The sequence below is a fragment of the Methanobrevibacter sp. V14 genome, from assembly GCF_963082475.1.
Lineage (GTDB): Archaea > Methanobacteriota > Methanobacteria > Methanobacteriales > Methanobacteriaceae > Methanocatella.
Window position 1 is genome coordinate 144,955 of the sequence record NZ_CAUJAM010000006.1, and the last position, 24,843, is coordinate 169,797.

24 protein-coding genes and 2 tRNA genes are annotated in these 24,843 nt (G+C 30.7%); 23 read left to right on the plus strand and 3 right to left on the minus strand.

The features are described from left to right. Positions 1 to 264: 264 nt before the first annotated feature. Positions 265 to 2,631, minus strand: a complete 2,367-nt coding sequence (locus Q9968_RS02690; RefSeq protein ID WP_305513226.1) for a CDP-glycerol glycerophosphotransferase family protein — start codon at positions 2,629 to 2,631, stop codon at positions 265 to 267. 177 nt (positions 2,632 to 2,808) lie between these two features. Between Q9968_RS02690 and Q9968_RS02695 the strand changes: the two genes are divergently transcribed. From Q9968_RS02695 to Q9968_RS02735, 9 genes are all read left to right on the plus strand, one after another. Next, on the plus strand, positions 2,809 to 3,924 hold the full coding sequence (locus Q9968_RS02695) for an ABC transporter substrate-binding protein (RefSeq protein WP_305513228.1): 1,116 nt from the start codon (positions 2,809 to 2,811) through the stop codon (positions 3,922 to 3,924). 22 nt (positions 3,925 to 3,946) lie between these two features. Then, a complete protein-coding gene (locus Q9968_RS02700; protein WP_305513230.1) occupies positions 3,947 to 4,408 on the plus strand; it encodes a methyltransferase dimerization domain-containing protein in 462 nt (153 codons plus the stop codon). Further along, positions 4,366 to 4,515: a hypothetical protein gene (locus Q9968_RS02705; protein ID WP_305513231.1), complete on the plus strand. Its 150-nt coding sequence runs from the start codon at positions 4,366 to 4,368 to the stop codon at positions 4,513 to 4,515. Before Q9968_RS02700 ends, Q9968_RS02705 begins: the two co-directional genes overlap by 43 nt. 196 nt (positions 4,516 to 4,711) lie before the next feature. Then, the gene (locus Q9968_RS02710; protein ID WP_305513232.1) at positions 4,712 to 4,993 is read left to right on the plus strand and encodes a hypothetical protein; all 282 of its coding nucleotides are present in this window, start codon (positions 4,712 to 4,714) and stop codon (positions 4,991 to 4,993) included. Positions 4,994 to 5,068: 75 nt separating this feature from the next. Then, the gene (locus Q9968_RS02715; RefSeq protein WP_305513234.1) at positions 5,069 to 6,040 is read left to right on the plus strand and encodes an iron ABC transporter permease; all 972 of its coding nucleotides are present in this window, start codon (positions 5,069 to 5,071) and stop codon (positions 6,038 to 6,040) included. 8 nt (positions 6,041 to 6,048) lie between these two features. Continuing rightward, positions 6,049 to 6,807, plus strand: a complete 759-nt coding sequence (locus tag Q9968_RS02720; RefSeq protein ID WP_305513235.1) for an ABC transporter ATP-binding protein — start codon at positions 6,049 to 6,051, stop codon at positions 6,805 to 6,807. Positions 6,808 to 7,044: 237 nt separating this feature from the next. Beyond that, a complete protein-coding gene (locus Q9968_RS02725; RefSeq protein WP_305513237.1) occupies positions 7,045 to 7,299 on the plus strand; it encodes a TfoX/Sxy family protein in 255 nt (84 codons plus the stop codon). A gap of 294 nt (positions 7,300 to 7,593) precedes the next feature. Beyond that, on the plus strand, positions 7,594 to 8,064 hold the full coding sequence (locus tag Q9968_RS02730; RefSeq protein WP_305513238.1) for a flavodoxin: 471 nt from the start codon (positions 7,594 to 7,596) through the stop codon (positions 8,062 to 8,064). Positions 8,065 to 8,789: 725 nt separating this feature from the next. Then, positions 8,790 to 10,277 (plus strand): sodium-dependent transporter, encoded by a 1,488-nt coding sequence (locus Q9968_RS02735; protein ID WP_305513240.1) that lies wholly within the window; start codon positions 8,790 to 8,792, stop codon positions 10,275 to 10,277. On the opposite strand, the gene Q9968_RS02740 is transcribed toward Q9968_RS02735, so the two are convergent. Next, the gene (locus Q9968_RS02740) at positions 10,274 to 10,477 is read right to left on the minus strand and encodes a hypothetical protein (RefSeq protein ID WP_305513241.1); all 204 of its coding nucleotides are present in this window, start codon (positions 10,475 to 10,477) and stop codon (positions 10,274 to 10,276) included. The two genes, Q9968_RS02735 and Q9968_RS02740, sit on opposite strands and share 4 nt — an antisense overlap. 96 nt (positions 10,478 to 10,573) lie before the next feature. On the opposite strand from Q9968_RS02740, the gene Q9968_RS02745 reads away from it, so the two are divergent. The 8 genes from Q9968_RS02745 to Q9968_RS02780 all read left to right on the plus strand — a co-directional run bounded on the left by Q9968_RS02745 (position 10,574) and on the right by Q9968_RS02780 (position 17,691). After that, positions 10,574 to 10,948: a flagellar protein, FliL gene (locus Q9968_RS02745; protein ID WP_305513243.1), complete on the plus strand. Its 375-nt coding sequence runs from the start codon at positions 10,574 to 10,576 to the stop codon at positions 10,946 to 10,948. A 1-nt stretch (position 10,949) separates the two neighbouring features. Next, positions 10,950 to 11,237: a hypothetical protein gene (locus Q9968_RS02750; RefSeq protein ID WP_305513244.1), complete on the plus strand. Its 288-nt coding sequence runs from the start codon at positions 10,950 to 10,952 to the stop codon at positions 11,235 to 11,237. 76 nt (positions 11,238 to 11,313) lie between these two features. Then, positions 11,314 to 12,042: a phosphoribosylaminoimidazolesuccinocarboxamide synthase gene (gene purC / locus Q9968_RS02755; protein ID WP_305513246.1), complete on the plus strand. Its 729-nt coding sequence runs from the start codon at positions 11,314 to 11,316 to the stop codon at positions 12,040 to 12,042. After that, entirely contained in the window at positions 12,042 to 12,308 is a 267-nt protein-coding gene (purS, locus tag Q9968_RS02760) for a phosphoribosylformylglycinamidine synthase subunit PurS (RefSeq protein WP_305513248.1), read from the plus strand. The genes purC and purS overlap by 1 nt, the downstream gene beginning before the upstream one ends. 8 nt (positions 12,309 to 12,316) lie before the next feature. Further along, on the plus strand, positions 12,317 to 12,961 hold the full coding sequence (purQ, locus tag Q9968_RS02765; RefSeq protein WP_305513250.1) for a phosphoribosylformylglycinamidine synthase subunit PurQ: 645 nt from the start codon (positions 12,317 to 12,319) through the stop codon (positions 12,959 to 12,961). Between the two features lie 9 nt (positions 12,962 to 12,970). Further along, the gene (gene cobA, locus Q9968_RS02770; RefSeq protein WP_305513252.1) at positions 12,971 to 13,687 is read left to right on the plus strand and encodes a uroporphyrinogen-III C-methyltransferase; all 717 of its coding nucleotides are present in this window, start codon (positions 12,971 to 12,973) and stop codon (positions 13,685 to 13,687) included. Positions 13,688 to 13,692: 5 nt separating this feature from the next. Further along, entirely contained in the window at positions 13,693 to 15,477 is a 1,785-nt protein-coding gene (glmS, locus tag Q9968_RS02775) for a glutamine--fructose-6-phosphate transaminase (isomerizing) (RefSeq protein ID WP_305513256.1), read from the plus strand. Between the two features lie 345 nt (positions 15,478 to 15,822). Next, entirely contained in the window at positions 15,823 to 17,691 is a 1,869-nt protein-coding gene (locus Q9968_RS02780; protein ID WP_305513259.1) for a hypothetical protein, read from the plus strand. Here the strand turns inward: Q9968_RS02780 and Q9968_RS02785 are convergent. Further along, positions 17,688 to 18,896 (minus strand): MnmC family methyltransferase, encoded by a 1,209-nt coding sequence (locus Q9968_RS02785; RefSeq protein ID WP_305513261.1) that lies wholly within the window; start codon positions 18,894 to 18,896, stop codon positions 17,688 to 17,690. The two genes, Q9968_RS02780 and Q9968_RS02785, sit on opposite strands and share 4 nt — an antisense overlap. A gap of 1,045 nt (positions 18,897 to 19,941) precedes the next feature. On the opposite strand from Q9968_RS02785, the gene Q9968_RS02790 reads away from it, so the two are divergent. The 6 genes from Q9968_RS02790 to Q9968_RS02815 all read left to right on the plus strand — a co-directional run bounded on the left by Q9968_RS02790 (position 19,942) and on the right by Q9968_RS02815 (position 24,837). Then, entirely contained in the window at positions 19,942 to 20,622 is a 681-nt protein-coding gene (locus Q9968_RS02790; RefSeq protein WP_305513263.1) for a hypothetical protein, read from the plus strand. Positions 20,623 to 20,778: 156 nt separating this feature from the next. Further along, on the plus strand, positions 20,779 to 22,758 hold the full coding sequence (gene tgtA / locus Q9968_RS02795) for a tRNA guanosine(15) transglycosylase TgtA (RefSeq protein WP_305513265.1): 1,980 nt from the start codon (positions 20,779 to 20,781) through the stop codon (positions 22,756 to 22,758). Between the two features lie 4 nt (positions 22,759 to 22,762). Beyond that, positions 22,763 to 23,434 carry a class I SAM-dependent methyltransferase gene (locus Q9968_RS02800; RefSeq protein WP_305513267.1) on the plus strand — a complete coding sequence of 224 codons (672 nt, stop codon included), beginning with the start codon at positions 22,763 to 22,765 and terminating at the stop codon, positions 23,432 to 23,434. 76 nt (positions 23,435 to 23,510) lie between these two features. After that, positions 23,511 to 23,584: transfer RNA gene (locus Q9968_RS02805), tRNA-Gly, on the plus strand. Between the two features lie 9 nt (positions 23,585 to 23,593). Then, positions 23,594 to 23,667, plus strand: a tRNA-Gly gene (locus Q9968_RS02810). Positions 23,668 to 23,799: 132 nt separating this feature from the next. Then, the gene (locus tag Q9968_RS02815) at positions 23,800 to 24,837 is read left to right on the plus strand and encodes a hydroxymethylglutaryl-CoA synthase (RefSeq protein ID WP_305513269.1); all 1,038 of its coding nucleotides are present in this window, start codon (positions 23,800 to 23,802) and stop codon (positions 24,835 to 24,837) included. Positions 24,838 to 24,843 lie beyond the last annotated feature (6 nt).

Sequence of the window (24,843 nt, forward strand, 5' to 3'; positions counted from 1 at the left end):
ATATTAAGTTTTTTTTTATAGATAATCTTTCAATAAAGGAATCATCAATAATTGATTTAATATTATCCATAAATCTATACTTTTCAGCTATATCATTCAAAACACTTAAAAAATTATTATCATCTAAAACTTGTTTAATTATTTTTTTTGCTGATGTTCCATCACATAATGAACAAAATCTTTCATAAATTCATCATATCTTTCTTCATATTCTTTTAACATTATCAATATTTCTTATTGTATTTATTAACTCATTATTATCTTTTATAATTGGTCCAGGCAATTCTTTTTCATATTTAAATATAATCCCCTTATATTTTCTATGTAATTATTTAAATCTGGTGTGAAAAATAAAATAGGTTTTTTTAAATGAGCATAGTCAAAAAATACTGATGAATAATCTGTTATTAAAATATCTGATAGAAGATATAATTCTTGTATATCATCATAACTTGATAAATCTATTGCAAAATCTTTCATTTTTTCATCAATTTTGAGATTTTCAGAAACTAAATGATGCATTTTTAAAATTATGACATATTCATCTGAAAATTCCTTATATAACCTTTCAAAATCAATTTCTAAATTAAAATAATGTTCCCATGATCCATTTTGTTCATCATCCTTCCAAGTTGGAGCATATAAAATGATTTTTTTATCCTCATCGATGCCTAGTTTTGATTTTAAAGTTTTAACAAAGTCCATGTTATCTCTAAAGAATATATCATTAATAGGATAACCATCCTCTAAAATTTCTTTTTCAAATTTAAATGCTCTTCTAAATATTTTTGTTGAATAATGATTTGATGAAATTAAATAATCCCAGTTTCTAGATTCGTTATAGAAATTTTGCCTTCCTTGAACTTCAGGCCCAGGAATTGTAATATCATAACCCAATTTCTTAAGTGGAGTACCATGCCAAGTTTGTAAATAGACATTTCCAGGCCTTTTTTTATGAATTGGGAAAATAATATTATTAATCCAATATTTTGATAAGGCTAAGTACTTATAATAATCCCCAGATTCGAATCGATCAACTATAATTGGATTACCCGGAATAATATCTTTGTTTTTTCCAGAATAAGCCCATACAAAAGTATATTCTTTATCCATCCCCATTTCAAGCATTGCTTCATATAAATATTTAGGATTGCCTGAATATGATTTGCCGAAAAAGCTTTCAAAGAAAATCATTTTATTATTTAATGGTTTTTTTAAAGTTTTTGAATAAACAGTTCTCCCACATGCAATAGTATATGATTTCAACCATGCAGATTCTGTAGTAATCCATAATGCAAGAGAATGTCTATTTTCAGTTGCATAAAATGAATATACTTTACCATCTTTTTCAAACTTAATTAGAAACCTATCTTCATCATTCTCAAAGTACTTGAATGTTGATAAATCAATTAAAGACTGGTAATAAATATCCTCATCATAAATTCTTAAATAGAAATCCATTCTCAAATTTACAGTTTTTTCATCTAAAACATTTATTTCATCAATAAAACCCTCAAAATTAAAATAATTATCATTAATTTCATTAAAATCCATTTTATAATAATTTATACTGGAATCTGCACGATTTTTACTGAATATCAGTACTTTATCAATATTTTTTATTTCTTCATTTAAAGGTTCAAAATTTCCTTTAATTAATACTCTATCATCACAATTATCCAAATATGTAATATTATGATCAAAATCCATAGTTTGAAGTTTAAAGGACAATTCATTGAATTTTGTTGAATAAGTAGTTAATACAAGATTTTGTTCTTTGAAAAGCAACTTAAAAGATTGATTATTGAAACAATACTTAATTCTTATTTTGTTGTATTCATTATCATCATTAATTTTCATATACAAATCAAATATACCGATTTCATTTATTTCCAACAACTGATTTATAGGAAAGCATGCTGCAGAAGATTTAATTTTTTGTTCTAACCTCAGTCCAGAAGATCTGTGTTTAATTTCAATGAATCTATTGTCTTTTTCATCAACACCATTAAAATTACCTCTCAATACTAATTTATCATCAATTACCTTTAATTCATTAATATAATAATCTTTATTAATCTTTAATGATAAATTGGAGTTGATTGTTTGATAAAATTCAAATAAGGTATCTTCTTTTTTAAAAGATTTCAAGCACTGACTATTTAAGGTATACTTAATTCTGTCTTGGGCATTGAAGGATTCTTCATTAAATTGAAAATAAAAATCGAAAATACCGTTTTCACTTATTTCTAATAATTTATTTATAGGGACACATACTTTGGAAGATTCAATTTTCTCTTCCAACCTCAATCCAGAAGATCTATGTTTAATCACCAAATACCTATCAATACTTTCATCCAAACCCTCAAAATTACCTTTCATTAATAGTTTATCATCAACAACATCTAATTCAGTGATATACGCTTTAGTAATATTTAATGATAAATCAGAATCAACTGTTGAATAAAATTTAAACAACATATCATCTTTTCTAAAAAAAATTGGGCAAGTATTTAATTTATATTTAATTCTTTCATTGATTTTAAATGATGTTATGTTAACTTGAAAATAAAAATCAAAAATACCGAAGTTTGCCAATCCAAATAATTCTTCAAAAGTTAAATAAACCACAGATGAATTAATCTCTTTTTCTAAAACTCTTTTAGATAATCTATGTTCAACACATAAAAATAAATTTTTAATGACTTTATCATTTTGAAAATTAAAAACAATACCATCTACGTATTACTACTATATTGTTTTTATTAATTTTGTAATACTTTAATCCTTTAATATGGTGATGTTGATATGGATAAAAAAATTTATATTGGTATTGTAATTGTTATTGTAGCTATAATTACTGTTTTTGCAGTTAATTACAGTGATAATTCAAATGAAAGCGTAAATGGGATGATAACAATAAAAGATATGGCAGGTAGAACTGTTAATGTCCCAGATAATGTGGAAAATGTTGTAGGTGTTGGATGTACTGCAAGAGAGATTGTTTATCTTGATGCAGAAGATAAAATTGTAGGAATTGAACAGATGGAATCTGATTCTAAAGGAGGATGGGGTAATGAATTACCATACATAAAATCTAATGAAAAATTAATAAAATTACCAATAATTGGCAATGCAAAAACTGACACTGTTGATTATGAAAAATTATCAAGTTTAAAACCGGATGTTGTATTTGCAGGAACTCCTGAACAAGCTAATCTAATTCAAAATAAAACCGGTATTCCAACATTTGTTACATATGTTGGAGCTGTTGGAACAGAACAACAAATGGAAAAGTATGAAAACTCATTAATCCTGATGGGGAAGATTTTAGGTAAAGAAGATAGAGCTAATGAATTAATCGGTTATATGGATGAAATTGAAGATGATCTTGAAAAAAGAGTCGAGCATGCTAAAAAAGATAAAACAGTTTATGTTGCAGGACAAGCATTTTACGGTGTTCATGGTATAACTTCTACTAATCCTTATTATCCTTCTTTTACACATTTAAATACTACAAATGTTGTAAATGGGGTTGGTGGAGATAATGCAACTATACATGCAATCCAAGTTGATAAGGAACAATTAATTAAGTGGAATCCAGATTATATTTTTATTGAAGGTGCAAGCTATCAGGTTATTAGAGAAGATATTTCTAAAAATCCAGATTATAAACATATGTCTGCTATAAAAGATAAAAAAGTTCATAATTTATTAACTTACTGTTTATACAGCTATAATAAAGAAGAAATGTTTTCAAACTCTTATTATGTAGGTAAGGTTTTATATCCTGAAGAATTTAAAGATGTGGATATGGATAAAAAAACAGAGGAGATATTCATTAAATTCAACGGAGATGGCGGTGAAAACGCTGCAAGAAATATAACCTCACATTATAAGGCATTTGAAGCTGTACCGGTTTAATTTAATATTATGGATGGTATTTATGGATATTATGGAGGAACCTTCAGTTTCTGTTTTGGAATTTGAAAAAATTTTAAATTTTGCAACTAAAGGAATTAAAGTATTTAATATTATTAAAACATCATTAAATATAGGATTATTTAATATTTTAGAAGAAGAACATAGCTGTTCAGAACTTTCTAAAAGATTTTCAATTGATCATGATGTAATTTATTATATTTTGGAAGCTTTGGTAAAATTAGAGTTAATAGAAAAAAATAATGGAAATTACAAAAATAAAGAAATTTCTAATATTTATTTAAACTCAAATTCATATTTTCAAAGAAAAACCATTATCGAATCTTTAAACCAACCTTTATCATATTGGAATGATTTGGAAAATATCCTGTATTCTAAAGAAATAAAATATGATGAAAACTTTTTGAATTTATTATTAAAGCAATGGCTGAAGATGCTGTGTCTGGTGAGTTGCAAGAAACTTTAAATATAGTTAAAAAATATGATGAGTTTAAAGATTCTAAAACATTATTGGATATTGGAGGGGGTCATGGTTTGTATGCTATTGGATTTAAAAAATTAAATCCGATTTAAAGGCATTTGTTTTTGACTTTCCAAATGTATTAAATGAAACTAAAAAATTTTGTGATAAATATGATTCGGATATAGTTTTAATTCCTGGAAATTTCTATGATGATGATTTAAAAGGTTCTTATGATGTAATATTTTCTTCTTACAATCCTGGTGGAAAAAATGCGAAAATTGCAGAAAAATTTATGAGTCATTAAATATGAATGGACTTTTTATAAATAAACAATATTTCCCGACAAAAACAGAATTGAATTTAGATGATATTTTAAATAATTTAGAATGGAATTTCACTAATTTTAACATGTCAAATAAAGGAAAAATAAGATACACCTTTAAAAATGATTTGTCTTATGAGTCATATTTAAAGAATTTAGAAGATCTTGGATTTGAAATTTTAGATATATTTCCGATTAATCATCATAATGCTTCTTTTGGAACAACAGCAGAAGATAAAATCATAATTGCAAAAAAAGTGAGATAGTTGAAGTCAAGCACTAAAACATATCAAGAGTATATAAATAGAAAACTTATAATTATTTTAATTTTATCTATATTATTGGCAATAACAGCTTTATGTTCAATAAAAGTAGGAGCTACTAATTTAAGTTTTAAAGAAATATTATTATCTATTTTTTTAGAAACTAAAGATTCATCAATAATTTGGAATATTCGGATATCAAGAATTGTCGTTGCGATAGTTGCAGGGATTTTTATGGGGGTTGAAGGTACAATACTGCAATGTGTACTTAGAAATCCTCTTGCAAGTCCTTATACAATGGGCATTTCTCAGGGTGCTGCTTTTGGAGCTTCATTTTCCATAATTGTTTTAGGTGCTGGAACATTATATAGTTCCCAAGCAGATGCAGTAATACTGAATAATCCTTACCTAACTGTTTTTTTCGCGTTTATAGGTGCTTTAATTGGTGTAATTGCAATAATTATAATTTCAAAAATTCGGAATTTGACTCCGGAAGTAATGATACTTGCAGGAGTTGCAATGAGTGCATTATTTTCAGCAGGAACTATGTTTTTACAGTATTTTGCAAGTGATACTCAAATTGCTGCAACTATATTTTGGACATTCGGTGATGTAAGCAGAGCTGTTTGGAATGATTTTTGGATTATGTTAATAATACTTATTCCATCAATTTCCTATTTTATTTATCATTCTTGGGATTATAATAGTCTTTCTGCAGGTGAAGTTACAGCTAAAAGTTTTGGATTAAATACTGAAAAAATTCGTTTAACTGCTTTATTATTGTCATCATTCACGGCAGCTTTAACTGTTGCTTTTTTAGGAGTAATTGGATTTGTAGGATTAATAGCTCCACATATTATGAGAAGAATTCTTGGTAATGACCATAGATTTTTAATCCCGGCATCTGGATTGTTGGGAGCTTTGATTTTACTAATTTCAGACACATTGGCTAAGTCAATTCTGGCACCAATCATTCTTCCTGTCGGTATAATAACTGCATTTATGGGCGGTCCTATGTTTCTTTATATAATTATAAAAATGAGGTATTAGGTGATTTTATGATTTTATCAGTTAATGATGTATTTTTTTCTTACAAGGATATTGAAGTACTAAGTGGAATAAATTTTACAGTTGAAGAGGGCGATTTTGTTTCTATTTTAGGGGTTAATGGTTCTGGGAAATCTACACTTTTAAAATGCATAAATAAAATATTAAACTATAAAAAAGGTTCTATTTTATTAAATGATGAAGATATTGTGAGCATGGATAATTCAGAACTAGCACAAAAAATCGCTTATGTTCCTCAAAAAGTTCCCATTGAAAGATCAACAGTTTTTGATGCTATATTGCTAGGAAGAAGGCCATATATAACATGGAATGTTTCTGAAAGTGATATAAAACTAACAAAAAATATAATGAAGCTGTTAAATATAGAATCTTATGCACTAAGATATGTTAATAATCTTAGTGGTGGGGAATTACAAAAAGTTGTTTTGGCTCGTGCACTTGTTCAAGACCCTAAAATTCTTCTTCTCGACGAACCTACAAGTGATTTAGATTTGAAAAATCAATATGAGGTAATGAATTTACTTAAAACAATTGCAAAAGATAAAAAAATAACTCCAATAATTGTTTTACATGATATAAACTTAGCACTAAGATATTCTAATAAATTTATTTTACTAAAAGATGGGAAGGTTTTTAGTTGTGGTGGTGAAGATACTATTAATAGTGAGAGTATAAAGGAAGTATATGGTATTGATGCTTATGTTAAATATTTAAACGGTATTAAAACAGTTATTCCAAAACCATATTAATTAAAAAGCATTATATGTCCATTATTGTATTAATTTTTCATTTTCCACTAATTGAATTAATACATAATGGTTTGTTTAGGCATTTTTATTTCCGATAATTATTATTTTCTTTTAGCTCTAGTAATTTCTGAATAATTGCATTGAAAACATTCAGTATTGACATTAATTTTGCAAACCATAACTATAAATCTTAAAAATGCTAAATTTCTTAAAGAGATAATTATTGGAGGTATTGAAATGGGTGAACTGTCTAAACTTCCGAATATTGGTAAAGTATTAGCGGGACAATTAAATGAAGTTGGAATAAACACTGCCGATGACTTGATTGATATTGGCAGTAAAGAAGCATGGTTAAAAATTAAAGGGATAGATGAAAGTGCATGTATAAATAGATTAATGGCATTGGAAGGAGCTATACAGGATATTCGTTGGCATGACTTATCTGAAGATGATAAAAATAATTTAAAAGATTTTTATAATAACTTTAAATAAATGTGGACTAACGTTAGTTTTCATAACTTATGTTTGTTTTTAATAATTCAACGGAAAACATTCAGTATTGACATATTTTTTTTTAGATAAAATTAAGAAAGGATTTTTAAAAATCCAGGTGAATATCGAATTTTTAGTTTGTTTTATTTATATAATCCTTTATTTGCATAAAAATCAAATTATTTAAGATAAGGGGTTCTACAAGGTTATCTTTTTAGATTTACTCTTTTCCATGAATTTTATTATTGTGAATGTAAACAATTATATAATATGAGAGATTATTTTTTTTATTAGGTGATAATTATAAGTAATGTATTAGTTGCTTATTTTTCAGCTAGTGGAGTTACCAAAAATGTAGCTGAGAAAATAGCTAATGAAAATGGATATGATGTATTCGAGATAGTGCCTGAAGAGTTTTATACTGTTGCAGACTTAGATTATACCAATAAAGACTCAAGATCAACAATTGAAATGAACGATAAATCATTCAGACCTCCAATTGTTGAAAATTGTGATGTGAGTGGATATGATACTGTTGTTATCGGATTTCCTGTATGGTGGTATACAGCACCTGCAATCATCAATACATTCATTGAAAGTGTAGATTTATCTGGAAAAACAATCAAGGCATTTTACACTTCTGGATGTTCTGGTATTGATAAATGTGTAAGTGATTTACAAGCAACTTACTCTGGACTTGACTTTGCAAAAGGAACACGCTTCACGGGGGATGTTTCAAAAGCAAAAGATTGGATTGAAGGATAAACTTAAAAAAATAAAATTAGGAAAGAACTAATCTTTCATATCCATTATATGGGATTCATCATTGATTTTGACTGTAAGATTCTAAGAACTGCCAAAACTTAATTCCGTACTGTCTAAATTAATTGTATGATCAGTGTTGATTATGGGAATGATGCGATGCTGTAGCTGGAGAATCTTCAGCTATTGGGAGCTTGAAGTTTGTTTGATGGATGTAGAAGTTCCAACATCAGCATTTCCACTCATATTTTGATAGATAAATGCTCCACCTAAATCAAGATATTCGCTTCAGGGGTCTATTTCAACCACTTGTCCAAGTTAGATAACATTGGTTAATTCAATGCTATTTTTGCATTGGATTCAGTTGAACATTTAATGTTGCTTTTCCATAATTGCTGCATTGTGTTGAACTGCTACTTTCACTATTTGCTTCACAATCAGTTATAAAATATTCCTAGATCATTTATTGTTTGTTATTGCATAAGCTCTTATACGAAATTATTTAATAGCTATAATTGCAGTTGTTACTTTTCTTCATAATATATTTTATACAGTATATTAAAAATCAGTCAAAAATTTAAATTTCGTTTTAAAATTTTTTTTATAAATTTAATTTAATGTGTTTATTCAAATGTTCGTTTAAACATAATTTAAATTCTAAATGAAACTAAAGATATTTAAAACTTTAATTACATACTGTTTAATATAATTTATAGGAATATAGAATTATGGCAGACAAAAACGAATGGGGCAGTAACATGTCATTCATACTTGCAATGATAGGTTCTGCAGTTGGTCTTGGAAACATTTGGAGGTATCCTTATGTACTTTATTCAAATGGGGGTGGTGCATTTTACATTCCGTATATTGTAGCTATCCTTTTAATGGGTATTCCATTTTTAATTTTAGAGTATGGTGTAGGATATAATTTCAAGTCTTCTTTTGCAAAGGCGGTAAAGAAGATTAACTCTAAATGTGAGTATATTGGCTGGTTTTTACCAGTTGCGGTTTTTATGATTATGATTTATTACTCAGCTATTTTAGGTTGGGATGGAATTTACATTATTTTAAGTTTCTTTAAGGGTTGGGGAGCAGATCCTAATTCTTATTTCATAACTTCTGTTCTACAATCTAGCGACTCTTATTTAGGATTATTACAGTTCGTTCCATTAGTTGCAGTTGCAATGCTTGCTGGTTGGGTAATTATTTGGTTTATTTCACATAGGGACTTAGAAGCGGGTCTTGGAAAGGTATCCAAAGTTTTAGTGCCTTTATTATTTATTATAATGGTAATCATTGTTGGATTTTCACTGACTTTGCCTGGTGCTTCAATTGGTCTATCTGAGCTATTTAATCCTGATTGGTCTTTACTTACACATTTTGAAATTTGGATGGCTGCATTTGGTCAGATTGTTTTTTCGTTGAGTTTGGGAATGTCGATTGCATTTACATTTGCAAGTTATACTAAAGACGATTCTGATTTGGTTACAAACACTATTTCAATTGTTCTTGCAAATTCTTTGTTTGAAAACTTTGCAGCATTGGGTGTTTTCTCAATTTTAGGTTATATGTCTTTGCAATCCGGTACAGCAGTAGTTGACCTTGTAACTCAGGGAACTGGACTTGTATTTATTGCATATCCTACAGTATTTAATGTACTGGGCAATTGGGCATTTATTTTAGGTCCACTGTTCTTCTTAACAGTTTATCTGGCGGGCCTTACAAGTATTTTATCTACTATTGAGCCGTTGTCTTTTTCAATTCAGAATAAGTTCGGTCTTTCAAGAGGAAAAACAATGACAGTATTGATTGTTGTTGGTGCAGCAGTGTCTATGCTTTATGCTACTGGATATGGTGGATCTCTTCTTGGATTTGTAGATACATTTATTAACCAAATTGCATTGTTGTTGGGTGTAGTTGCTGAATGTATCATATTTGCTTGGATATTCAAAGCCGAAAAACTAATTGACTTTTTAAATTCACACAGCAAAACAATTAAACTTGGTAAATGGTGGTTAGTGATTGTTAAATATATTCTTCCAGTTTTCATAGCTGTTATTTGGATTGGTGGAATGATTGACGTATTTAATAACGGTTCTATCGACCAATTAAATTTCACGATTATTTCAGCGTTGATATTGGTAATAGCAAGTTTAATGTTCACAATTCTTCCGGCACGTAATCCTGAATGGGATAATGCTAAAGAAAGAGTTTAAGTAAAATATTTGCTTAACTCATTTTTTTCTTTTTTTTCTAGGGTAACGGTTTCAACACCATTTTTTTCGTCATAAATCCTTTCATAATTATTTTCATGAGAATCAGCATTGCCGGCCTCTTCTGTGTAGTATACTCCCAGTATCAACCCTAATACTGAAAGTAAAAATATAATGAGGATAACGGTGTTTTTTATATTCATGATTAATAGTAACATTTTTATAATATATAAGTGCAACAGAAAAATATTTTAACAGCTATATTCAAATATCTATTGAAAGTTTAATGAGGTGAAAATATGAAAGGCTTTATTTTATTAATAATTGCAATCATTGCAGCAATATTGCTCGTTGGTGGTGCAGCCGCATTCTATTTTATTAAGAATGCAGGAATCAGTACTGATGATGCGGATTCAGATGCGGTAAATGATGTGGTAGATAAAGTAAGTAATGTTACATCTTCTGGAAGTTCCAACTCTTCATCAGATGATTCAGACAGCATTGTTGATGATATTGTAAGTGAAGAAGTTAAATTCAATGCTCAAAATGGTGAAGGATACTATCGTGAAGTAACATATAAGGATGGAGGATTTAGACAGTATGATACTGATTCCGGCAAATTGATAGGTTCATCCTATGGTTCCGATCAGGGTAAACTTCCAAGCATGGAATGAGATGATGATTTTTGAAGAATTGTTAAATCATTTTGAAATTAGGGAAACTTTCCCTAATTACCTTTTAAATCAAACATTCAACGATGTCTTTTTAGAGGGAGATATAACTAAAAAAGATAATATTTATGAAATAACAGTTACAACTCGCCAGGACTTGACCCATATGATGTTTATCAAACCGCGCGAGGAGTTTCCGGTTGTTATAATGTCTATTCTTCCTAACGGGCTTTTAAATGGAATGAAGTTTGGTCAAAATAAAGGTGATGAAATTCCGATTAATAAATTATAACACTATTTTTAACTATTTTTATATAATATTAACTTCTAAAATTACATTATAGTAATTTAATAATTTTGTTGATATCATGGACAAAAAAGAGTTAATTAACAGTGGAAAAGTAAAAAGCGTATTTGCTACTGATAAAGATGATGAAGTCATAATCGAGTTTAGAGATGATATGACTGCTGGTGATGGTGAGAGAAAAGAGGTTATGAATGATAAAGGAGCTTATAATGCTGTGATTTCTGCTAAAATCTTTAAAGTTTTAGATGAAAATGGCATTGCAACTCAATTTGTCGACTTAATCGAACCTAATGTCATGCTTGCAAAAAAGCTTGAAATGATTCCAATCGAGGTCATTGTAAGAAATATCGCAACTGGTAGTCTAGTTAGAAAATATCCCCTTGAAGATGGCACTAAATTAGAACCTCCCATTTTACAAATGGACTTTAAAGCAGATGAATACCATGACCCGATGCTTAATGATTCCATTATCAAATCCTTAGGAATAGCTACTCAAGAAGAAATTGATATTTTAACCGAAGAAGCTTTGAAAATCAATGAAATATTAATTGAATTCTTTGAAGATGCAGGAATTATCCTAGTTGATTTTAAGGTTGAATTCGGTAAGGATGTTAATGGAAACATTCTTTTAGGTGATGAAATATCTCCTGACAGTTGCAGATTATGGGACAGTAAAACCCTGGACATGCTTGATAAAGAATTGTTCAGAAAAGGTAAGGATGATGAAGTAATGGATGCTTATATTGAAGTATATAATAGAATCCTCACAGATGAAGAAAAGGTGATTTAATGTTATTTGATATTGAAGTTAAAATTTCACTTAAAAGTGGCATGTTAAACCCTGAAGCCACTACAATTGAGAGATCTTTAGAATTATTAGGTTATAATGTTAAGAATGTAAGGACTAAGGAAATTCTCACATTCCAAATGGAAGGGGAAGACCGGGAGGTAATAAGAGCTAACGCTACTGACATGTGCGAAAGATTGCTCTGTAATCCGGTTATTCATAATTATAAAATCAGCGTTATTCCACAAAACTCCGCTTGCGGTAAATAGGTGTAAAAATGAAAATTGGAGTAATCAGATTTCCGGGAACCAATTGTGACCGTGATGTGGCACAAGCATGTGAACTTGCAGGTCTCACACCTGAATATGTCTGGTGGAGTGAAGAAAAATTAACAGACTATGATGGCATTGTCATTCCTGGAGGATTTTCATATGGGGATTACCTAAGGGCAGGTGCAATTGCATCTATCACTCCGATCATTGATGGAATCAGGCAATTGGTAAAGGAAGAAAAACCTGTTTTAGGAATATGTAACGGTGCACAGATTTTAGGTGAAATTGGACTTGTTCCAGGCATTTTCATTACAAATGAAACTCCCAAATTCAATTGTGAATGGTCTAGATTAAAAGTCGCCACCAATAGGACTCCATTTACAAAAGCATTTAAGAAAGACCAGATTATTGACCTTCCGATTGCACATGCTGAAGGGAGATTTTACACAGAGGACATTGATTTGTTAAAAGACCAAGACCAAATCGTTTTACAATTTGAAGGTAAAAACCCTAATGGTTCTATGGAAGCTATTACAAGTGTCTGCGATGAATCAGGTCTTGTCTGTGCAATGATGCCTCACCCTGAAAGAGCATGTGAGGAAATATTTGGTTCAGATGATGGTTTGAACTTCTTTAAAGGATTTTTATAAAGTGATTATATGGTAGTTTATTTGATTGGTGCAGGACCTGGAGATGCTGATTTAATAACTCTTAAAGCTGTAAAAGCTCTAAATAAAGCTGATGTTATTTTATACGATTATTTGGCTAATGAAGAAATATTGGCTCATGCTCCGGAAATAGCTGAAAGAATTTATGTGGGTAAAAAAGCAGGTGAGCATTATAAAACTCAAAATCAAATTAATGAGTTAATAATCGAGCAGGCCCAGACTCATGAAAATGTTGTTAGACTTAAAGGAGGAGATCCTTTTGTCTTTGGACGAGGTGGAGAAGAAATATTGGCTTTAATGGAACATGATATCAAATTTGAAGTAATTCCAGGTGTAACTTCCGCTATTGGAGCGCCAACCTCTCTTGGACTGCCTGTAACTCACAGAGCATTAGCAACCTCAGTCACTATTGTAACAGGTCATGAAGATCCAACAAAACCTGAAAGTCAAGTGCACTGGGATTATACTGCTGATACTTTAATAATATTGATGGGTATTGGAAATATTAAAGAGAATACCTCGGAAATCATGAGATATCGTTCAGCTGACACACCGGTATGTGTTGTTGAAAATGGAACATTGGCTAATGAAAATCTTTTATTTGGAACATTAGAGGATATTTCGGATAAAAAAATCAACACTCCAGCCATCATGATAATTGGAGAGGTTGTAAATTTGTATAGGGATATTTACGATTATCAAAGGTGATTTAAATGTGCGGAATTGTAGGATGTATATTGAAAGAGGATAATGATGTAGCTCCTATTCTTTTTGAGTCCATATCCAAATTAGAATATAGGGGATATGATTCCATTGGTTTGGCTACATTTTTTGAAGATAAGATACATATTAAAAAGGATGAAGGCAAAATAGAAGAAGTTGACAAAAAATTAGATCTTGAAGACATGCCGGGAAGTTTTGGAATTGCACATGTAAGGTGGGCAACACATGGAAATCCATCCAAACTCAATTCACACCCTCATGTTGATGAAGACAATACTGTAGCTGTTGTTCATAATGGTATTATTGAAAATTACTTGGAAATTAAAGAAAAATTAATTCTTGAAGGTCATGTATTCAAATCAGACACCGATACAGAAGTCATTGCACATTTGATTCAAAAATTCATGAACGAGAAATTTGATTTGGAACATGCTGCTAGAAAAACAATTGATGTTATTGAAGGATCTTATGCAATTGCCGCAATATCCGTTAACGAACCTGATAAAATTGTTGCAACACGTAAAGACTCACCATTGATTGTTGGAATAGGTGAAGACGGTTATTATCTTGCATCTGATTCACCAGCTATTTTAAAATATACTCGTGATATAATTTTTCCTGAAAAAGGAGAAATAGTCATTTTAGATAAAGAAGGTTTTGTTGTTCATGATGAATTTGATAATATGGTCAACAAAGAGATAGTCACCATTGATTGGACTCCTGAAATGGCTGAAAAAGAAGGTTATGATCACTTCATGATTAAAGAGATTAATGAACAGGCAATAGCTGTTAAAAACACATTAACTCAAAAGGACAACATTCAAAAGATCATTGATGATGTGGGTGATGTTCAAAGGATTTGTTTTGTAGCATGCGGAACCTCTTATCATGCATCTTTGACAGGCAAATATTTAATCGAATCTCTTGCAGGCATTCCGACTGATGTTATACTTGCATCTGAATTCAAATACTCCGCCAATACTTTAAATGACAAAACATTAGTGATATTCATATCACAGTCTGGTGAAACTGCAGATTCTCTTAAAGCTTTAGACATGGCCAATCAGACTTCAAAAACATTAGGTGTTGTTAATGTTGTGGGATCATCAATTACTAGACGTGCAAAATATGTTATTCAAACTCAAGCGGGTCCTGAAATTAGTGTGGCGGCAACAAAAACCTATGTTGCACAGTTAACCGCAATTTATTTATTCGCAGCACTGTTGTCTAAAAATGCCGGACTTTTAAATGAGATTTATAGGGTGCCTGAATTCATTGATGAGGCGTTGGAGAGTGTTGAGTTAGTAAAAGACTTATCAAAAAGATATAATTATGCTCGTGACTTTTTCTATTTGGGTAGAGGATATTCATACCCTACAGCATTGGAAGGTGCTTTGAAACTTAAAGAAATCACCTATATTCATGGTGAAGGTTATGCTGCAGGAGAACTTAAGCACGGTCCTTTAGCTTTAATTGATAAAGACATTCCGGTGGTTGTTGTTATTCCTCCTGGAGAAAGTTATAGAAAAACAATGAGTAATTTGGAGGAAGTTAAGTCTAGAGGTGCTAATGTATTGGCTATTGGTTCTTGTGATGATGAATCTCTTAAATCAAAGGCCAATAATGTAATTGGAATAAATGGCAACGTTAAAGAAATTATTGCGCCATTGGTTTATATTGTGCCTTTGCAGCTGATAGCATATTATATTACTCTTGAAAAGGGTCACGACCCGGATAAACCTAAAAACTTGGCTAAATGCGTAACAGTAGAATAACCATTTTCTACTTTCAATTTTTATTTTAAATGTTTAAATTACTTTTTTTTATCTAATCTGGGCTGATTTAATTCAAATTACTTTAAACAATATATTTTTTAAAATAATCATTTATAATTGCCAGATGCATGTATTCACTTTGCAATACTTTAAAGCTATAATTTTCAATCGAAATCAATCTTTTGTTATTAATTTTAAGTAATATGAGCTTTTTATTATATTTATATTCTTTATATGGATTATTTTTTATGAATTAGGCTTATTTGAGCTTTTTTTAAAAATCAAAAGCTTTTTATACAAAAAAGTAAAATAGAGTATAATACAAAAATATATGTGGAGTTATATATGTTTGATAAAAAATGCAAATTAGTTTTAATGATATTAGTTTTCATGTTGTCTTTAAGTGCTGTTTCAGCAATTGATTCAAATACAACAGATGATATGGAAGTTAATGATATGGAGGAGGAACCTCCATCGGCGATTAATGAGGATTTATCTGCAGATGAAGTTCTGGCCACTTCAAATTCTTCTGGAAATTATAGTTTAAGTGGTAATGATGTAAAAATGTATTATGGTGGAACTGCTAACTATGAAGTGGTTTTATCACAAGATGGAAAACCTGTCAATAATACTCCAATCACTGTAAATATTGATGGGATTAATTATAATGAGACCACTGACGATAAGGGTAAAGTAGCTATTTCTTTAAATTTGAATGCTGGAAATCATGTTGTTTTTGCCTTTTATGGTAATTTAACTAATGTAACTAATAATGTTGAGGTATTGCCGGTTATCAAAGCTAGTGATGTTGTAAAAACTTATAAAAGTTCTAAAGAATACTCAGCAAAATTCCTAGATAGTAACGGTAATTTATTAAAAAACACCAAGGTCAAATTCAAACTAAACGGCAGAACATATAATAAAAAAACCAATTCAAAGGGAGTGGCCAAACTTTCTTTGAATCTCAAAGCAGGGAAATATATTGTTACGGCGATTCATCCTAACGGATATCGGATGTCAAATAATATTGTTGTAAATTCTTCTATTAAGACATCAAACCTTAAAAAGTATTATAGGAGCTCTAAGAAATTTAAAGCTACTTTTTATGGTAAGGATGGTAAAGTCTTAGCTAAAAAATATATTAAATTCAAATACAACGGCAATACTTTTTATAAGAAAACCAACAGCAAAGGGAAAGCTAGTTTAAACATTATCACTAAGCCTGGTTCTTATAAAATATATTCTATTAACACAAAAACTGGTGAAAAAGTTAAAAGTGAAATTAAAGTGTTACCAACATTGTCTGCTAAAAAAATGACTGTTTTTACAGGTTCAACCTCTAAATTCAAGGTTACATTGTATGTAAACGAAAAATTAGCCAATAATAAGAAAGTTCATATTTATATTAATGGAGCAAAGAAAAAAGTCAAAACAAACAGTAATGGAGTTGCAACTGTAAATTTTAAGTTGAATAAAGGAAATTATGTCTTCAAATCAGTTGATCCCTACACAGGTTACGTTTTGAAAACAAAAGTCAATGTTAAATTGGCTTCTATTAAAGCACATGATATTGCTGCAATAGAAAATGAATCTTCAACCTTTGAAGCTACACTTTTAAAGCAGAATGGTGCTGTTGCTAAAAATACCAATATGGAAATTACCATAGCCGGAGTTGCCCATACTGTTAAAACCAATTCTAAAGGTGTTGCTAGTATTGCTTTTAAATTGCCAAAAGGACAATATGGTGTTGTCTGTAAGGATTTAAATACGGGTTATACCTTAAAGGTTAAAATTACTGTTGTTGAAGATCGTCTAGGTCGTTCCTATAATCAATATGGTATTTCAGAGGACGGTTCAACAATTTTAGCTATTGGCAGGCCATCTGCCAGTGGTGAAGAATCTAAATACGGATATTCCTTTTATATGGTTGAGCTTGAAAGAACCTGTCCATACTGCGGAAGTCATGAGCTTTACTGGGGTATTTTCTGGGCAGGTGATGAAAAAACTGACAGGGGAATATTCCCTGCTACCGGTCATAAGGAAGGTTCTTCAGCTGAAGGGGCAATTTTCTGCGCTCACTGCGATAGTGATTTTTCAATATTTGGACATAATCATGGCGGTATCGGAGGAAATTTGACTCCAATTACCCAACCTGTAAAGACCACTAAAGAAATGGCTTATTTACTTAAAAGTGGAAATTATGTAATGGTTTAATTTCCTTCTTTAATTTTTTTTAATCTTTTTTTCATCTCTAAAATCCGATTTCTGGAATTATTTTCAATGTCTTGTTTTTCAGTGTAGGCATTTTCAACTTCAACAATATAATTTGCTTCAGCAGAAGTTGTTGATGGAATGTTCATTTTAACTAGATTGCGCTCAACACGCCTTTTTATTTTTTCATCATCCATTTCCTGACCTAAAAATATTGGTGTTTTAACTGCTGAAGATATTTTGGTGTTGTGGCGTGCAGCATGTCTTTTTTCAGCTCTATTCTCAAGAATGAATTCACTAGAATTGTTTAAACCGGGGTCTCTAAATGGTATTCCAACATCAGAGAGAGCTATTCTTATCTCATCATTTTTTGGAAGTGAATAATCAAGCATTAATGGATTTGGACTAGCCAGTGTTCCGCCTTGTTTTCTTCCAAATATTGGACCTAAACCAATATAAAATCCGGCTTCAATAAAGCCTTCTCTGACAGGTGCTGATGAGGTGTAAGTTGCTATTATTCCATTGTCTTTAATTATGCGTCTGAATTCTTTGAAAAATTCAAGTGAAAATAACTCGGGAGCCATGTTTTGACTAAACGGATCTAAAAATATTGCATCATAAGAATTGCTTTCAAGTTTTTGAACTGTTTGTCTTGCATCTTCAACAAAAACATTAATGCTGATGTTTTCTGGAATTTCTGAAGTTTCTAAACTTAATCCTGCATAGTCTTGAGCGACTAATTCATCTTCAATTGCTTTTTTAGTAATGTCATGCTCTGGAATTGGAGATGGCACTAATAGTCCGCATGCCAGAGTCGGTGCGGATATTTCGACCATGTCAATGGTCAGATCAGATTCCGAATTTTTAATGAAATCCGCTATTGCCGCTGAGGAATTGTAACCTAGTCCGGCACAAATATCTAAAATGACTATGTCTTCTGCATAATCGAATTTCATAGGTTTAATAAATTTCTCAAAAGACTCACTTATTGCACCGGTAGATGTATGTAATGTTTCAACTTTATGATTTATTTCTTTTGAATTAATAGAATAAGATCCATCATCTGTTAAAACAAAATAATTCTTATAACTATTAAAAAAATTGAGTCTGTATTCATTATTTCGACTACTTTTTTCCTGAGCAAAAGTTTCGTTTATCAAATCAAAAATATCATCATTAATTATTCTGGCATCATTTTCATAACTCATTTTATCTAGATGTTATTTAGTTGTTGAAACTTTAAATATTTGGTTGTTGGAATATCTGTAATGTTATTTCTATTGAAACATTGCCTATTTGGTCATTTCCATTTAAATTCTATCTAAATCCTCTTAAATAATTATTATTGACTATTTCTTATATGTTAAATCTGATTAGTTACTGCATTGCTTTTAGGAGCAATAATATTTGAAGACAGGATTTTGCATGGCGAATGGATTAATATTTTCAGATTTATCACTAAAATTTGTTAGAATCATATATTTCATAGTGTATTTTATTTTTTTAGGTTAGATCAGTTCTAAAAGGGATATTAAAAAATAAAGCTTGATATTATCGTTATTTTTTATAGTTTCACTTTAAATTTAAATTCCATTTTAAGCTTGAATTTTAGAGTAAAAAGATGCCTAACCATTTTTTATGATTAAAAAGACATAAATTAAGCTTTTTAATTGCCTGAGAATCAATTTCTTTAATTTTCACTTTAACTTAAGATGTTCAAAGTATATTATTTATGGCTTAATTTTATTAATACTCATTAATTTTGCTTATTTTAGAGTTTAGGAATATATATGGGATTTTCAAATTTTAATCCTTTTTTAATATTATTGGGTATTTATCGGGCATATTTTATTAAATGGAGCCATTATCTATTATATTTTATTTGAAATAGAATCACAATACAATATCAGGCATACTTAAAATTTATTTATCCTGCTTTGTATAGGTGAAGTTTCAAAGTGGTGAGTTGAATTTCATTTTAATTCAATTGAAAAGAAGGGATTTGGACTGGTTTTAGCCATTTAAATTTTGTCTGAAAATTCTTTTTTTAACTATATCATTTCTATTTTCACTTATTTTTTAATAAAAACATTTATATATGACCTGTTTTAAAATACTTACTGTCAATCTTGAGTATTGTTGAATATTACTGATATTTGATGTAATATTTTTTTACATCAGCTTGAGGTTGACAAAAAGCGAGATGAGAATATGAATTTCAATAAGAATATTATTACAATATTTTTGTTTGTTATGTTATCTTTCGCTATAATCTCTGAAGTTTCAGGGAGTAGTGGCGCTGAAACTGATGAAATGGAATTTGATCAGTCAGTATATCCAGTCAATATAACCCAACTGGATTTGCCAAGTGAAAGTGATGCTAACAATCATGATTTCAACAAAGATGTCAAATTCCAAAATGAACACGACTCATTTAAAAACTCTTCTAAATTTGATATAGAGTTGGATGGGGATGCAAATGGGCATACTCCTGATAATTTATCAATAGTTCATAATTTCAATGATGATGGTAAATATTTTGATGGTAACTGCCTTATAGAGAATTTCACTAATAAAAATACGACTCCTGAGGTTTTCTCGATTAGTTCCAATTTCTCCAATGAAGATACTCCTATGATGGATGGAGGATATAATGATTTCATGAAGGCTCCTACAGGCCAATTAATGAATAATATCCTTTCTAGTCTATTAGGATTAAATAATATCGCACCAAATTTCAAAAAATATAATTATGAATCTAAAAGTTATAATAAGTATAATGCTATAATTCAGCCGTGCTCTGATATAAAAAACACAGCTACTGTGGCTGATGATATTAAAATCATAAAACCTCAAGTGAAAAAATCTATTAAAAAACACTCCCTTAAAAATAAATTGAAGTTGATTAAAATATTGAAACTTCGATTAGGTTAAGTTTAACTTAACCTCAATTTTCCTTTTTTTTAAATTAAATTTTGCAGATTAGCTATTTTTTTATAAAGGATTTACATTTTTTAAGTCTTTTATGAGCAAGATTTATATAATTTCTAATTTAAATCTTATTTTAACAAATAGAATATGGTTGAATAAATGTTTGAGATTAAAGCAAAAGATGGAAAAGGCCGTGTAGGTGTTTTAAAAACCAAACATGGTGATGTAAAAACTCCTGCATTAATGCCTGTTATTCATCCTCGAAAACAAGCACTTGATGTTGGTAAATATGGTGCGGATATCGTAATTACTAATGCGTATTTAATTTATAAAGACCATGAATTAAAACAGAAGGCAATTGAGGAAGGTCTTCATAGATTGATTAATTTTGACGGTCCAATAATGACTGATTCGGGTTCGTTTCAATTATCTGTTTATGGGGATGTTGAAATAACGAATAGGGAAGTCATTGAATTTCAAGAATTAATTAAAACTGACATTGGAACAAGTTTAGATATTCCAACCGCTCCGTTTGTGGAAAGGGAAAAAGCAGAATGGGATATGGAAATCACTCTTGAAAGGGCTCGTGAAGCGGTTGAGTTTAAAAAAGATAATAATATTGAAATGCTTTTAAACTCTGTTGTTCAAGGATCGACCTTTCTGGATTTAAGACGTGAATGTGCAAAAGAACTGTCAGCATTAAATGCAGATTTATATCCGATCGGGGCTGTAGTGCCTTTGATGGAATCATATCACTACAAAGATCTTGTAGATGTTGTAATGAATTCCATGAAGGAGCTATCCGACACTGTTCCTCGTCATTTAATGGGAGCGGGGCACCCGATGATTTTTGCATTATGTGTGGCTATGGGCTGTGATTTGTTTGATTCGGCAGCTTATATATTATATGCAGAGGATGATAGATTATTGACAAACAGGGGAACATTCAAACTGGAAAACTTACAGGAAATGCCCTGTTCTTGTGAAGTATGTACTAAATACACTCCAGATGATTTAAGGGCAATGCCCAAGGATAAAAGACGGGATTTAATAGCGCAGCATAATTTGCATGTTTCATTTGCAGAAATTAGATTAATCAGACAGGCAATTTATGATGGAAACTTAATGGAACTTGTTGAAGAGAGATGCAGAGCTCATCCTGCACTTCTTGAAGCTCAAAGGCAGCTTGGAAACTATACTGGGGATTTGGAAAAATACGAACCGAGAAGCAAGAAATCAGCATTTTTCTACACCGGTCCGGAATCTCTCTGCAGACCTGAAGTCTTGAGGCATATGCAAAAGTTACGTCAAATGCCTAAAAAACGTGATTTGGTAATATTACCTCCAACAAGAAAGCCTTATTCCAAATTCATTTCAGGAAAACTTGGGGAGTTCTATATCTATGGATCTGAACAGGATTTGGATTTAGATGATTCTGATTTCATGGTTTTGGATATTCCATTTGGATTGATACCTCTTGAAATTGATGAGATATATCCCTTAAGCCAAAATGATGCTCCTAAAACTCGTGATGTAGACAGTATTGAATTTATTGAAGATTTTATAAATGAATTTGTTGAATATTATGATCAGGTTTTAATACATTCAAGAATCATTAAGGACTTGGAAATAGGCCTGTACAATAAATGCACTTCCTCAGATGAGATAAGATATAAAAAAGATGATGTTAAAAAGATTAAAGCTATTGCAGATTATCAATTTGGTGTTGGAGCAGGTGATGTGCTATTTACAGGCAATATCAACATTGAAAAAAGCAAAAAAACAGGCAAAATCCGACATATATATGACGGAAAAGTGTTAATTGTAAATATGAGGGCATCTGATTCTTATTTGATTTTATCAAAAGAAGGTGCAAAAAGACTTCACAATGGAATTCCTTATCCGAAAAATAGGGTAGTTGTAAATAAAGACGCGGAACCATTTGCACTTGACGGAAAAAGCGTATTCTGCAAATTTGTAGTTGAATGTGATGAGGATATCCGCTCTAAAGATGAAGTTTTAATTGTCAATGAGGAGGATAAATTACTTGCTTATGGAAAAGCACTACTTGGAGCATGTGAAATAGAACAATTCGAAACCGGCCAAGCAATCAAAACCCGTAAAGGAATGAAACAGTGATATTATGAATGATAATGATAATAATGTGAATACCGGACGTCATGTTGAAAATAAGGAATTAATTAAAAATGCCAGAAACCCTGTTGGTGAATTGGGTCATCAAATACTTGATAGGATGAATAAATCCCATGAATCAATGGCGCAATGGGGAGTAACACATTTTGATGTTAAGAAAGATTCAAAAATCTTGGACATTGGATGCGGAGGTGGAAGAAATCTTGAAAGATTTGCCGCACTGGTGTCTGGCGAAGGCAGAGTTGTTGGAATTGATTACTCCGAAGTAAGTGTTGAAAAATCCATTGCATTGAATAAGGAAGCTATTGACAATGGAATTGTCAACGTGTTAAAAGAATCAGTTTCTGACATGCCATTTTATGATGAAACCTTTGATATTGTAACCGGTTTTGAGACTATATACTTCTGGCCAGATTTTATCAATGATTTAAAGGAAGTTAATAGAGTTTTGAAGAAAGGAGGTTTAGTATTTTTCTGTAATGAAGCTGTCTATAAGGAAGGCGAAATGGAAAAATATGATGATTTGGTAGAATTGCTTGACATGAAGATATATTCCGAAGACGTTTTAAGGGAATCTCTTGAAAGGACAGGGTTTAAGGATTTCAAAGCATTTGTAAATGAAGAAAATGATTGGATTTGCATTACTGCAATAAAAATCTAATTTCTTTATTTTTTTAGATTATAACGAAACCTTTATATATCATTAAAACATAAGTTTATTTGTTGTTAGTTTTCATGCGGTGTTAGTCCAGCCTGGTTAAGACTCTAGCCTGCCACGTTAGAGACCCGGGTTCAAATCCCGGACGCCGCATTTTTATATGCAGTTGTGGTATAGTCTGGCTATTACTTGGGCCTTCCAAGCCTACAACCCGGGTTCGAATCCCGGCAACTGCATTTGGATTATAATTTTTTTTAAAGTTCTTACATTGTTTAATTAATACTTATTTTTTAGTTACTTTTATATAATAATAGGAATATAATATTTATAATTAAATTAATTTTTAAGATTATAATTAAGGTGATTTAATGGTAGGAATAGTAGGATATGGGGCACATGTGCCATCATATAGAATAAAGGTAGAAGAAATTGCTAAAGTATGGGGGGATGACCCTATAGCTTTATCAAATGGTTTAATTGTTAATGAAAAATCTGTTCCTTCTCCTGATGAAGACACTGCAACTATTGCAGTAACTGCTGCAAGATATGCACTTGCAAGAGCTCAAATTGATCCGTCAAAAATCGGGGCTGTTTATGTTGGTTCCGAATCACATCCATATGCGGTAAAACCAACTGCTTCCATTGTTGCTGAAGCAGTTTGTGCGACTCCAAAATTGACTGCCGCTGATTTAGAATTTGCTTGTAAAGCTGGAACTGCAGGCATTCAAATGTCAATGGGATTAGTTAAATCCGGTATGGTTGACTATGCATTAGCTATTGGAGCAGATACTTCACAAGGGGCTCCGGGTGATGCTTTGGAATACACCGCATCTGCTGGTGGAGCCGCTTATATTGTCGGTGAAAAAGACACAATTGCTGATATTAATCATACTTGTAGTTATACAACAGATACTCCTGATTTTTACAGAAGGGAAGGTCAAGATTATCCGTCTCACGGTGGACGTTTTACAGGAGAACCTGCTTACTTTAAACATGTTTTAAGTGCAGCAAAAATGTTATTTGATGAAACTGACTCAAAACCTGAAGATTATGATTATGCATGTTTCCACCAACCTAACGGTAAATTTTACTTGAGGGCGGGTAAAAAATTAGGATTCGGTTCAGAACAAATTAAACAAGGATTATTAACTCCTAATATTGGAAATACTTATTCTGGTGCTGTACCATTAGCTTTATCTAATATTTTAGACGTGGCTGAACCTGGAGATAACATATTTGTCATTTCATATGGATCCGGTGCTGGAAGTGATGGTTTTACAATAACTGTCAAAGATGAAATTGTTGAAAGAAGAGAATTAGCTCCAAAAACAGAAGATATCATCAGTAAAAAAACCTATGTTGATTATGCTGTATATGCTAAATTCAAAGGTAAAATTAAAATGTAAGGGGGC

Coding starts and splice junctions, on each gene's coding strand:
- Q9968_RS02725 (WP_305513237.1), top strand. CDS start 7,045: ATGGGTGAACTGTCTAAACTTCCGAATATTGGTAAAGTATTAGCGGGA.
- Q9968_RS02720 (WP_305513235.1), top strand. CDS start 6,049: ATGATTTTATCAGTTAATGATGTATTTTTTTCTTACAAGGATATTGAA.
- Q9968_RS02700 (WP_305513230.1), top strand. CDS start 3,947: ATGGATATTATGGAGGAACCTTCAGTTTCTGTTTTGGAATTTGAAAAA.
- Q9968_RS02780 (WP_305513259.1), top strand. CDS start 15,823: ATGTTTGATAAAAAATGCAAATTAGTTTTAATGATATTAGTTTTCATG.
- Q9968_RS02790 (WP_305513263.1), top strand. CDS start 19,942: ATGTTATCTTTCGCTATAATCTCTGAAGTTTCAGGGAGTAGTGGCGCT.
- Q9968_RS02735 (WP_305513240.1), top strand. CDS start 8,790: ATGGCAGACAAAAACGAATGGGGCAGTAACATGTCATTCATACTTGCA.
- Q9968_RS02740 (WP_305513241.1), bottom strand. CDS start 10,477: ATGAATATAAAAAACACCGTTATCCTCATTATATTTTTACTTTCAGTA.
- cobA (WP_305513252.1), top strand. CDS start 12,971: ATGGTAGTTTATTTGATTGGTGCAGGACCTGGAGATGCTGATTTAATA.
- purC (WP_305513246.1), top strand. CDS start 11,314: ATGGACAAAAAAGAGTTAATTAACAGTGGAAAAGTAAAAAGCGTATTT.
- Q9968_RS02695 (WP_305513228.1), top strand. CDS start 2,809: ATGGATAAAAAAATTTATATTGGTATTGTAATTGTTATTGTAGCTATA.
- Q9968_RS02815 (WP_305513269.1), top strand. CDS start 23,800: ATGGTAGGAATAGTAGGATATGGGGCACATGTGCCATCATATAGAATA.
- purS (WP_305513248.1), top strand. CDS start 12,042: ATGTTATTTGATATTGAAGTTAAAATTTCACTTAAAAGTGGCATGTTA.
- Q9968_RS02745 (WP_305513243.1), top strand. CDS start 10,574: ATGAAAGGCTTTATTTTATTAATAATTGCAATCATTGCAGCAATATTG.
- Q9968_RS02800 (WP_305513267.1), top strand. CDS start 22,763: ATGAATGATAATGATAATAATGTGAATACCGGACGTCATGTTGAAAAT.
- Q9968_RS02710 (WP_305513232.1), top strand. CDS start 4,712: ATGAATGGACTTTTTATAAATAAACAATATTTCCCGACAAAAACAGAA.
- glmS (WP_305513256.1), top strand. CDS start 13,693: ATGTGCGGAATTGTAGGATGTATATTGAAAGAGGATAATGATGTAGCT.
- Q9968_RS02705 (WP_305513231.1), top strand. CDS start 4,366: ATGGCTGAAGATGCTGTGTCTGGTGAGTTGCAAGAAACTTTAAATATA.
- Q9968_RS02750 (WP_305513244.1), top strand. CDS start 10,950: ATGATGATTTTTGAAGAATTGTTAAATCATTTTGAAATTAGGGAAACT.
- tgtA (WP_305513265.1), top strand. CDS start 20,779: ATGTTTGAGATTAAAGCAAAAGATGGAAAAGGCCGTGTAGGTGTTTTA.
- purQ (WP_305513250.1), top strand. CDS start 12,317: ATGAAAATTGGAGTAATCAGATTTCCGGGAACCAATTGTGACCGTGAT.
- Q9968_RS02785 (WP_305513261.1), bottom strand. CDS start 18,896: ATGAGTTATGAAAATGATGCCAGAATAATTAATGATGATATTTTTGAT.